This window comes from Duganella sp. Root336D2 (assembly GCF_001425005.1).
Lineage (GTDB): Bacteria > Pseudomonadota > Gammaproteobacteria > Burkholderiales > Burkholderiaceae_D > Rugamonas.
Genome location: NZ_LMDB01000037.1, coordinates 320815 through 330961, shown reverse-complemented (window position 1 = coordinate 330961; position 10147 = coordinate 320815). Strand labels below are relative to the sequence as shown.

The window sequence follows — 10147 nt, the reverse complement described above, 5'->3', positions numbered from 1 at the left end:
CTTCATCCTAGCAAGAACTGCTCAATTTCAGCGCCCGGTTCGCCTCGCCCTTCCAGCTTTCCCGCGGCCAGCCGCACGCGCTGCGCCAGCTCCTCGCGCCGAGCCGGATGTTCGAGCGCATGGGCCAGCGCCTGGCGCATCGCCTGCACATCGTCGTGCGGCACAAAGCCGGGATAGTCTGCGCCAAGATACGCTTCGATCGCTTCGTGGCGGGTCGCCACCAGCGGCTTGCCGTGCCGCAGCACGCGCAGCAGGACGCTCTGCCCGCATGCTTCGCCGAGGCCGCGCAGCGGCATCGCCACCACGCTGCTGCGCGCCAGCAGGCCTTCAAATTCAGCCTCCGGCAAATCGCGCAGGATGCGCGTGCTGCCGCGCGCCGGCTGGCGGATCTGGTTGCGCTGCGAAGCCACGATCACCAGCGGCGCCGGCAGCGGTTCGGCCGCCTCCAGCAGCAAGTCGTAATCGCGGTTGGAAAAGCCGCCGGCGAAAATGCTGCCGTCGTCGCCCTGCGGCGAAGCGCGGCCATCGAGTTCCTGCCGCCACAGATGGCAATGCACGTCGTGCTCCGCCATGCCGACGTTCTGCACCAGGTTGCGCGCCTCGCCCGGGGAGAAGGCGATAAAGCCCAGGCCCGGCACGCGCAGCGCTCGCAGCACGCGGTCGGCAAGCCGGCGCGCCCGCTTGCCGTGCACGAAGCAGCTCATCACCAGCAGGCGTTCGGGTCGCGGCAGCAATCGCGCCTTGACCAGCGCCAGCACCGGCAAGGCTTGCCAGCCGACGACCAGTACGCGATCCGTCCGCTTCCATAAGCCGAAACAGCGCAACAGCTTTGGCGACAACATGGACATCACGATCGCGAGCTTGCCGCTCATGCCCTGCGCGCCGGATGCCACGACCGTCACCTGCGCACCGCGCTCGCGCAGGTACCCGGTGATGTCGCGATAGCTGCCGGCTTGCGGCAGGAGCACGTGGATCATGGCCGCCGGCCCTCCGCCACCACTTCGCGCAGGATCTGCAGGTACTGCCGGCTCACCACGTCCGCGGTATGCTCGGATGCGTAGCGCAAGGCGCCGCCGTCCTGCAGGGTGCTGTAGTACTCCGCGTCGTCGTACAGGCGGTTGATGGTGGCCAGCATGGCCGGCACGTCCTGCGGCATCATGCCGGTCCAGCCGGGGACGATGCTGAAGGTCGACTGCGGGCACAGGACCGGGGTGCGGGTCGACCATGAATCGCACAGGAAGCCCCAGCCGGAATTGCTTTCGGTATAGGAGAACCACGCCGACGACAGGCGCTGCAAGGCTTCGGCACGGGTCACGCCTTCCACGTGTTCGACGCGCTCGCCAAGGCGCTCCTGCAATTGTTTGACGATGTGGGCGTAGGGCCCGCGTCCGATGACCACGAAACGCTCCACCGGCGTGTGCTCCAGGATGGCCGGCACAGTCTCCAGCCAGCGCTCGCAATTCTTGTGGCGGATCAATGAACCGACGTAGATCATTTCCCCCTGCCGCCGTTCGCGCGCCGGCCGCCAGTCCGCCGGCCGCTGCGCGCAATGTGCCGCGTAATATGCCCGCCTTCCGCGCAAGCCGAGCGCCGCCAGTTGCGGCAGGTCGGCCGGATCGTTGCTCATCAGCGCATCGACCTGCCCGCACACCTGCCACCAGCGCATGCGCCCGGCGACGCGGCCGATCGCCGGCACGCCGCCGTAATAGCGCCGCCGCAGCAGTTGCACCGGATCGGCCGATTCCACCCGCAGCAGCACCGGCACCGGATACAGCGGGCGCAGCATCTCCAGCAGCGGCAAGGTGTGGAAGGAATTCACCAGCAGCACATCGGGCTTGAAGGCATCGGCGATTTCACGCACCTGCGGCAGGTAATGCTGCGCTTCGTGCGACAAGGCACGCAGGCTGGGGAAGATGCGGTGAATCGGCACGCCCTGGAAATTCTCGTATGCCGCGCCCGGCTCCGAACTCTTAAGCGCCGACACGCGCGACGTCACGACTTCCACTGCCACGCCCCTCGCAACCAGCGGCGGCAGCACATACGCCACCTCGTCGAAGGTAGGATTCAATCCTGGATAGATGGCAAGCACTTTCATGTAGCCTCGCGCAGTAGTTGGCGTCCCAGCACTCGATTGATGAGCTGTCGATCTTTCTCATCAATTGCACCCGACAATAACAGCGCTACCGTAAAAACGGCGCACAACAGCAGGGTTCCCACAGCAGCAGCAAGCACGCCTTGCCCCGGCAACAGCCATGCCACAACGGCTGCCGCAGCAATCGCCAACAGCGCGCGCGCCCACCAGCGCAATCCCAGCGGCCATGCAAATCCACGGCGCCGCATGCCGGCCACGACCAGCCCGTTTACGATCAGCTCATTGCCCAGCAAGGCGGCCGGCACCAGCCACAAGCCAAGCGCCACCGAACCGAGCCAGGCCAGCAGGGGCAGCACCAGCAAGGAGCACAGCGACGCCAGCGCCCACATGCCCATCAGGCCAACCGCATTGCAAACCACGTTGAGGATCAGGCGATGCAGGCGCAGCGCCAGCCAGCCGCACAGCACCGCAAACAGCAAGCGGTACTCGCCAAAGCGGCCGCCGCTGGCCAGCTGCAGCACCAGGTCGCCATACACCGCGGCCACCGCCAGCACCGGCAGCAGGCTCAATGCGCTGACCTTGAACACGAAGTGCGCCCAGCGCTGCAATTCGCCGTAGTCGCGATTGCCGGCATAGGCGCCGATCATGCGCGAACGCACTACCGAAAAAATTACCATGCCCGGCATGTAGTTGCGGATGATGTCCGTCAAACGCAGGACGAATCCCAGCCCCGCCATGGCTTCCGGTGCCTGGCTGCGCGCCAGCAGCAGGATCAGGCAGGACGGCGAGTACAGGTATTCGACAATGCCGCTGGCGTAGTTATGCAGCGCCACCGCACGCATTTGCGCACGGCTGGGCGGCTGCCACCCATCCTGCGCCCGGGCCGGCAGCTTGCGCACGGCATGGGCCAGGAAACCCGCCGCCAGCAGCAGCGCACCAAGGCTTGCTGCCAGCTCGGCCAACAACAGCTGGCGCGCCGTGCCGCTGCCCATTGCCAGCAAGGCGCAGGCGATGACCGCGCCGCGCAGCAGCGTGACGATTTGCATGCGCGACTGCAGGGCCAGCGCCTCCAGCGTGTTGTCGCGCAAGATGCGCATCACGCCTTCCACCACCAGCAGGATTGCCGCCACGCCGGCCAGCTCAGGCGGGAAGCTCGCTGGCAGCCAGCCCTGCCCGCGCGCCGACAGCAGGCCGCCGGCAACCACCGCCAGCAGCAGCAGGCGGCTGGCGGCGACGGCAACCACCAGGCGCGCCAGCGCATGGCGGCTGCCGCGCAAACGATATTCAGGCAGGAAGCGCAGCAGGACCCAGTCGAGGCCAAAGCTCGACAAGCCAAGCACGAGTTCCACCAGCGCCATGGCGATCACGTAGTGGCCGAATTCGACAGCCGGCAGGACGCGTGCCGACAGCCCGAGCACGCTGGCTGTCAGCACGGCGGTAGGCACCTTGCCTACCAGGAAGGCGGCAATATTGCGCCGCGTTTGGGAACCCGAGTATGGTGCTGTCATAGCATGGCTCTGTCCCCCTGGCGGCTCAAGGCAGCGGCAAGGTGATGGTCTGGCTGCCCACCGTCAGCACGCGGCTGGTGGTGCCCGTGGTCAGATTGACCGCCGGCTTCTTGCAGCCCACATCCAGCAGCACCACGAATTCGCCCTTGAGTGCAGCCGGGCGCGTAAATGCCGCATGCTCCTCGATGCCCGTGCGCGGCGCCGGCCCGTCGCGCTTGACCAGGCTTGCCCCCGGCGTGAGCGAACTCACGCACAGCGAACGGTCGCCATTGACGATGGTGGCCGTGCCGCCTGAATTGACCGTGATCGCTACCGCGGCATGGAAATTCCACTCCCAGGCATGGGCCACCGGCGCCGTCAGCGTATCCATCACGACCGCTGCGTCCTGGCTGCGGAAGTACCACACCTTGCGGCGATTGAGCGACAGCGCACCTTCAAACGCCGGCGTGGCGTCGCCCTCCACATAGTCCATGGCGGAGGTAGTCGAGAAGCCGGTGATCTTGCCGTTGCGGCCCAGGTTCACCGTATTGCCCTCGATCCGCTGCCCTATGCCATTGTCGTAAGTGACCGCATTATGCGACTTGGTGGCGCGGTACCAGCTGCTCCACAGCGGTGAGCCGTACCAGTCGTAATACCCGGCCTCGATCAGCAGCCGTTTGCCCCCGCTGTTGAGCACGATTGAATTCTGGTCGCCATGGCTGTGGTTATACGAGCCGTAGGGGCTGGACTTGAAATACAGCGAAGTGCGTTTCGTGTCCGCCAGGGAACTGTGCATCGCGGCCCATCCCACGCTCGGATAGAACGCGCCGTTCGGCGGCGGCACCGCGGTCGTGACGGTGCTGACCGGCAGCGGCGATGGCGCCTGCAGCAGGGTCAGCGGATCTTCCACCCCGGCCATGCCGTTGTAGTACCACTTGGCCGCCGGCGTATTGAAGCGCGAAGCAAAAGCCTTCAGCAAATAGGTATTCGGCACGTCCTCGTGGCCATCGCCAAACACATGGTTCGGCGCCCCAGGAGGAACGAAGTGTGCCATGAAGCGCAGGAAGCCGTCCGACCAGGGCTTGCGGTAGATCGACACCCCCAGCGCCTGGCTCAACGGGTCCCAGATCTGCACCGAAAAGTCGGCTGCGGCCTGGCCATATGCGGTACCGTTGGCATAGCCGCCTTCCGGGCCGCTCCAGGTGTAGACCTGGTGCACATAGGTGCGCACTGCGAAGTCGAACCAGGTCTGGGCCGCCGGCACGTCGCCCAGGTTCAGCGCAGCGATCAATGCCAGGAAGCCCAGCGTATTGCCGCCGTGCGCATCGTATGGGTATTGGTCCATGCGCCCGTTGCTGCCCGAAAGGTCGTTGTAGATATCGCTCGTGCGGCGTGCAATATTCGATTGCCAGCTTGCCTTGCGCGTCGCGTCGAGGTTATTCCACAGCATGTCCAGCGCCTTCGACAGCGACATGGCAATGGTACGGGTAGCCTGGTCCTGGTTGGCATAGCTGGTTGGCCCGGTCGGGCTCAGTGCGGCCAGTTCATCGCCCCGTTTGATCGCTTCGTTCAGGTATGCGGTGGCAATCGCTTCCCCCTGCTTCAGGCGGTACAGCAGGGCCGCTGCTTCCACCTGGTGCGAAGTGCGGTTGATGCGATTGCGGATGTCGGAATTCTGGTTGCTCAGCGCCGTCGTCATGGTGCCGCTGCTGATGAGCGGCCAGTCGCTGTCCTTGACCGGCGCCATGGTCATGCGCGACTGCACGGTTTCGATCAGGCGCCGCACCTGGTCGCCGCGCTCGGTGACCATGGCCGAGTTCCATTTCAGGTAAGGCAGGAAAGTCGGCGACAGCATGCGTGAACGGCCATGCCGCAACACATTGTCGCGCAGGGTTGCATTGTCGTACACCTCGAATTTGGTGGCGCTGCTGTCGATGGTGAAACTGCGCACCGTCGACCAGTCCTTGGCCACCGCTTCCGCCAACGGCACCACCGCCGCTTCGGCCGCGGCTTCGATCTGCGCCAGGTTGGAACCGGCCGCCTTGGCCTTGCTGCGCGCTGCCGCATCGGCATCGTTCATCGCCTGGGTGCGGGTGAAGGGCGCAACTTTCCAGGTATAGATGCCGGCAGTGGGGAACGCATGGGTCGGCAGCAGCCAGTTGCGCGGCACCACATACTTGACCGGCGATGCCGTGCCCGGCGGCTGGATGATCACCAGGTACCACGTCGATGACGTGGCAATCGGATAACGCGACCAGGAAAAGCCGGGGGGGTTCTGTGGCTGCAATTGCATTTTGTCCGGCGCCGGGCGCACGGCTTCGATGTTGGCAGAGATCGCCCAGTCAGCGCGACTGGCGGGGGCGAAGGTGGTCAACGCTGCGAAAACAGCATAGGGCAAGAGGGAATATTTAACGAATTTCATGTGATACTCTCCAGACAATTTCGTTTGCGAATCAATAAGTTAACCGCGATTTGATCCGTCACAACAAGGAAAGTCTACATCACGCATTTCACAAATTCGTTTCTGTGCGACAAAAGTTTTGTAACAATGTCGCCCAAAAATGACACGATTCCCTAGCCTTGGGACGAGCCGAACCGGCACAACTGGACTATCGTCCCCATGCACATCATCAGGAGCAGCTGGGCGGTGGGTTCATCCATCAGCGCGCGGTTATAGACCAGCATCATCAGGAACAGCAGCATGGCTGCGACGCAGGTATCGGCCAGCGCGAGCTGGGCCACGCTACCTTGTTTTCGGCGCACGTAGCGCCAGGCAGCTAGCAGGGAAAACAGTAGCATGGAGCCGTAAGCGAGAGCGCCCAATAGGCCCACATCCCAAAGCAAAATGCCGAGCGCCGTGGCATCGAGGTGCAAGGGCTGGTACCGTTTGGCGACCTCCCCTGCCCCGAGCAAGCCGGACGGTTTGGACGCGCCCGGCCCGTACCCGACCAGGCGGCGCGGCACCGTTGCCAGCGGGTCGTTCGACCATAGCGCAAGCGAGGCGGCGCGGCTGATTTCACCGGTGCGGTAGTTGACGTTGTTGGGGTCAAAGAAGTAGCCGCCGCCACGGTCGAGTTTCTCAGCCATATTGTGCGCCGACTGCACCTTCTTGCCCCAATACAGCGTTTCGTACACGGTGTACGTGGTGCCGACGAAGGCTGCGACCAGGACGGCGAAGCCGATGAAGGCGCCGATGCTGCGCAGGATGCGCCGCCGCAGCACCCAGGCCAGCACCAGCGGCAACCAGATGAAGGCCGCTTTCACTTCGCCAAGCAGGATGATGGCGAAGCCGATCGCCTGCAACGCCCACATCGCCTTGCCCGACATCTGGCCGGCGTTCCAGCGTGCCGCGGCATAGCCCATCGCCAGCACGGTGAACAGGACCATGATGGCGCTATTGCCGCCAAAGCCGGGCGTACCGCCGAAGGTGCCGACAATCGAATCGAAGGTAGTGGCCGAGGCGACGAAGAAATGCTGGTACAGCACCACGGGCACCTGCACCAGCACCACCCAGAACATCATGCGCCAGCTGGTCTCCAGGTGGCTCTCCTTCCAGCGGAACCAGTACAGCGCAAACAGCACCGAGAACATCGGCAGCATGGCTTTCGCCGCCGAAAAAATCTGCGACTTCGGGACCCGGTTGAATACCAGGCTGATGACAAAGGCCGCCACGAACAGCAGCGCCGCCAGTTCAACCGTGGAGCCGTCGCCCTTGCGCATGCGCCGCTGTTCGCGCTTGTGCACCACCAGGTCGAGTAGCGCGCGGCAGAAGAACAGGATGGCCAGGCCGAAGGCAAGCCAGGCCGCCGGCCGCAACTTCAGGAAATACACGGCAGAACCCTGCAGCAGGAAGGTCAGCACGAAAAGGCACCAGAACATGCCGTGCAGCGGCAGCACGAACAACATCAGCACCGACAGCACCGCCGTGCCGACGATGGCCACCAGCGGCGGCGAATCAAGTCCGCCGACCACGCCGACGAAGATCGCCAGCAGGATAAAGGGCAGCAGCAACATCAGGGGCAGTCCGCGATTCGGGCGTACCAGGGCATGCGCGCCGGCTGGCACGGCCGCCGCGGCTGGCGAACGGTGGAACAAAGGCAAGCGCATCGTCCTCCCCCTAGCCGCCGAAGACGCCGACCAGGCGCTCGCGCGCCGGCTTGTCGAGCGCCGCCAGCAAGGAGCGCACGAACTGGTCTTGCAGCGCATAAGCCGCACCGGCTTCAGCGCCGATGCTCGACACCCGCACCAGCATCCCGTCCGGCACCGTGCCGCTCAAGCCGTAGCGCAGCTCCTGCAAACGCTGGTCGACACCGGGCATGGTGGCCTTGCGCCCGACCGTGATCCAATAGGTAATCGGCTCCTGCCGCGCACCGGCAACAGCGAACAGGCGCTTTACCGGCAGCACCCCGCTGCCCGTATCGAGGCTGCTTTTCTCGCCATCGCGCACGGTAAAGCCCTGCGCCGTGTAGCACACCTCCGGCTTGTGCACGCCCATATTGTCGCTCTGGTCGCCGCCGTAGGCGATCGACAGCATGATGCGCTCGCCATTGCGGTTGATATAGGTGCGCCCCAGCGTCTGGTTGTAGATCTTGTCCAGCTTGGCCTGGGTGGCAGGATCGACCTGCAGCGGCATCACCCGCGTATCGACCTGCCACTCGCCAAAGCTGCGCGGCACCATCTGTTCCAGGCTGAAGCGCCCTGCCGTGTCGGCCATGCGTGCGGTCGGCGTCAACGCCCGCGTCACCGCTGCCGAACAGACCATCAGCGCACCCAGCACCACGCTCACCATCATTGATTTTTTCATGAGTTGCGCCACCTGACGAACCATTGCAGGAAAGCGTCCACGCCGATAATCAGCAGCAGCGCCGTAATGAACAGCACCATGCCGGCAAAGCCATGCAGGAAGCCCTGCCCTGCCGCGTCGCCGAGGTAATAGGTCACCAGCGACAGCGTAATCACGCGGATCACGTTGGCGGTGAAGGAAATCGGGATGATCAGCAAGGCCAGTGCCACATTGCGGAAAGCCGAGGAATGGCGCACCACGTTCAGGTAAAACAGTCCCAGCGCTTCCAGCGTCAGCAGGGTTTGCAGGCCGGCGCAGGCATCGGCCACCAGCAGCTGGTACTGCCCCACTTGCAGGATCACGCCGCTGCGCGCAATCGGATAGCCCGCGGCATACATCAGATGTTCGGTGGCCCAGGACACCGCCATCTTCATCGGCATGGTCAGCATGCCGACCAGGGGACCGGGCAAGGGCACCATGAAGGCCATGAAGAAGAAGGCAAACCATTGCACGCGCAGTGCGCCATGCCCGCATTTGAGCATCAGCACCGCAGCCAGCAGCAGGATGAAGGAGGCAATCTCGAACGCGATGATGCCTTGCGAGCGGCCCAGTATATACGCCAGCAGGCCGACACCCAGCACCGGCCAGCCGAGGGTGGAAGGCTGGCCATCGGCACGCGCCAGCATGGCCGGCCACTGCCGGTACATCAGCCACAGTGCCAGCAGCAGGATGATCGGGCCGTGCGCCTGTTCCTCGGTGGCCCACAAGCCGCTGAACAGGCGGTAGAAGGTGGGAACGTACAGCACCAGCATGCCGGCCAGCACCGGCGCCCAGTCGGGCAGCGCATCACGCAAGGCGGCGCGTATCGCGGCTTGCGGGCGGATCGCCAGGCCCGGGTCCATGTCAGAACTCCAGCAGCACCGAGCCTACGACTTCGGCGCCGGCATACCGCACCTGTTCGCTGAGCGCCGCCACGTCGTACAGCGAGGTGGCGTTACGGTGCACCACCAGCAGCACGCCGCGGGCGCGCGCCATCACCGGCAGCGCATCGTGGGCGGTCAGCACATCCGAGGTGTCGTACAGCACGATATCGTGCAGCGCTTCGAGCTGGGTATTCAGGCCGGTGAAATCCTTGCGCGCCAGCAGTTCGGCCGGATTCGGCGGCAGCGTGCCGGCGCCCAGCACGGCCAGCGACTCGAAGGCATCGATACGCGTCACCGCCGCCATGGAGGCGCGCCCGGCCAGCATGTCGGACAGGCCGCTCTTTCCCTGCAGGTTGAAGATCTCGTGCTGCGACGGCTGGCGCAGGTTGGCGTCCACCAGCAGCGTGCTCTGCCCCAGCTGCGAGAACACCACGGCCAGGTTGGCGGCGAACAGGCTGGTGCCCGAACCGGGCTCGACCCCGACGATCGCCAGCGACTTGTGGCCGCGTGCGAACCAGCGCAGCATCAGCTGCCCGCGCACCGCGCGCAGCTTTTCCACCTGGCGGCTGAACGGGTCATAGGCCGCCACCAGGCGCGAAGAAAAGTATTTCTCGCCGGCCGGGACGTAGGGATAGTCGAACTGGCGCGCCAGCACTTGCTGGATATCGGCGGCGCTGACCATGCCCAGCGCCTGCGCCGCTTCGCCGAAGCGGACCCCGGTTTCCTCCTGCATGCGCAGCACGGCATCGGTATTTTCCGGGGTCAGCTTGCCCGCTTCCTGCAGCAGCGCGCCGATGGTCGCATCGCCCACGCCGTGCGGCGAAGCGGGATTGAAATGCAATGGGCTGTTCATTCAGCTCCT

Annotated in this window: 8 protein-coding genes; all 8 read right to left on the bottom strand. The window is 64.9% G+C overall.

Features of this window, described 5'->3' with window-relative positions; translation table 11 throughout:
- Positions 1-2 precede the first annotated feature (2 nt).
- Positions 3-977: a glycosyltransferase gene (locus tag ASD07_RS25910; RefSeq protein WP_055937286.1), complete on the bottom strand. Its 975-nt coding sequence runs from the start codon at positions 975-977 to the stop codon at positions 3-5.
- The gene (locus tag ASD07_RS25905) at positions 974-2095 is read right to left on the bottom strand and encodes a glycosyltransferase (RefSeq protein WP_055937283.1); all 1122 of its coding nucleotides are present in this window, start codon (positions 2093-2095) and stop codon (positions 974-976) included. The genes ASD07_RS25910 and ASD07_RS25905 overlap by 4 nt, the downstream gene beginning before the upstream one ends.
- Positions 2092-3600, bottom strand: a complete 1509-nt coding sequence (locus ASD07_RS25900) for a lipopolysaccharide biosynthesis protein (RefSeq protein WP_055937280.1) — start codon at positions 3598-3600, stop codon at positions 2092-2094. The genes ASD07_RS25905 and ASD07_RS25900 overlap by 4 nt, the downstream gene beginning before the upstream one ends.
- A gap of 25 nt (positions 3601-3625) precedes the next feature.
- Complete coding sequence (locus ASD07_RS25895) at positions 3626-6001, bottom strand: heparinase II/III family protein (protein WP_229207291.1); 2376 nt, start codon at positions 5999-6001, stop codon at positions 3626-3628.
- Between the two features lie 152 nt (positions 6002-6153).
- Positions 6154-7686 (bottom strand): hypothetical protein, encoded by a 1533-nt coding sequence (locus ASD07_RS25890; protein ID WP_055937276.1) that lies wholly within the window; start codon positions 7684-7686, stop codon positions 6154-6156.
- A gap of 10 nt (positions 7687-7696) precedes the next feature.
- A complete protein-coding gene (gene epsI / locus ASD07_RS25885; RefSeq protein ID WP_055937273.1) occupies positions 7697-8383 on the bottom strand; it encodes an exosortase-associated protein EpsI, B-type in 687 nt (228 codons plus the stop codon).
- Positions 8380-9264: an exosortase B gene (xrtB, locus tag ASD07_RS25880; RefSeq protein ID WP_055937270.1), complete on the bottom strand. Its 885-nt coding sequence runs from the start codon at positions 9262-9264 to the stop codon at positions 8380-8382. The genes epsI and xrtB overlap by 4 nt, the downstream gene beginning before the upstream one ends.
- 1 nt (position 9265) lies before the next feature.
- Complete coding sequence (gene epsG / locus ASD07_RS25875) at positions 9266-10138, bottom strand: chain length determinant protein tyrosine kinase EpsG (protein WP_055937267.1); 873 nt, start codon at positions 10136-10138, stop codon at positions 9266-9268.
- Positions 10139-10147 lie beyond the last annotated feature (9 nt).